2 protein-coding genes are annotated in these 898 nt (G+C 43.0%); both read left to right on the top strand.

Annotated elements, in window-relative coordinates; genetic code table 11:
- Positions 1-294, top strand: a 294-nt coding sequence (locus A3735_RS08075; RefSeq protein ID WP_197485761.1) for a MucB/RseB C-terminal domain-containing protein, incomplete at its 5' end; no start/stop codon positions are given.
- Positions 295-304: 10 nt separating this feature from the next.
- Positions 305-757, top strand: a complete 453-nt coding sequence (locus A3735_RS08070) for a SoxR reducing system RseC family protein (RefSeq protein ID WP_068509098.1) — start codon at positions 305-307, stop codon at positions 755-757.
- Positions 758-898: the final 141 nt, after the last annotated feature.

Genomic DNA, 898 nt, shown 5'->3' with positions numbered 1-898 from the left:
CGTTCCCTGATGTGGCAAGTTGAATTTTTGCCTAATGGCTATGAAAAGATAAATGGAGAGGCAAAAGAAGGTGAGCATGTAATGGTCTATAGTGATGGCCTGGCAACCTTCAGTATATTTATCGAGTCGGTTGATAAGGGAACTATGCCTGAAGGTGCGACACAGGTGGGTGCAACAACTGCCTATTCAACTGATCACAGTGTTGATGGTCATGACTATCATGTGACGGTTGTTGGCGAAGTTCCTGCTATGACTGCAATGAAGGTTGCGAAATCAGTCAAACCGATCATGTAAGGTTAGTTTAATGATTAAAGAACAAGCTATAGTCATTGCTGATGACTCAACAACTAATGGGCGTATATCGGTTCGTATCGATAGAAAAAGTGCCTGTGAGAGTTGCCAGATGAAAGCGGGCTGTGGCCAAAAGCTAGTCAATGATAGTAGCCAACGAAAATGTATTGAGTTTGAGCTTGATAACGAGTTTGATGTACAAGTAGGGGATTATGTAACCCTCGCAGTTCCAGAGAAAACTTTCCTGCAGGCCTCCCTCGTGATGTATGTGCTTCCCTTGGTTTTAATGATTCTTTGTGCTGTGCTTGCGGAAAGTTATTTAGCCTTAAATGATGCCGCGACCTTGCTGGCGTCCATTTGTGGCTTTGGATTAGGGCTTTATTTGGCTAGACGTTTTGCTAGCGAGCATAAAAGTGATCCAGACTTTCAGCCACATATTGTAGCCGTAGACCGGGCTATAGACTAGTATTTTTCCTCTTTAACCTTGCTCCCCCGTTACGTATTTTTAAGTTGAAAACTAGCCCTTCGGCCTCAAAAATGAGGGTACGTTCTAACTACATACTCTCTTGAGGATTCTTCATGAAGTACATAAATAAACTCAGCTCCT

The sequence above is a fragment of the Oleiphilus sp. HI0061 genome (assembly GCF_001635675.1).
Note: the sequence above shows the minus strand (reverse complement) of the source record. Positions and strands in the feature narration are given on the sequence as shown.

Coding starts and splice junctions, on each gene's coding strand:
- A3735_RS08070 (WP_068509098.1), top strand. CDS start 305: ATGATTAAAGAACAAGCTATAGTCATTGCTGATGACTCAACAACTAAT.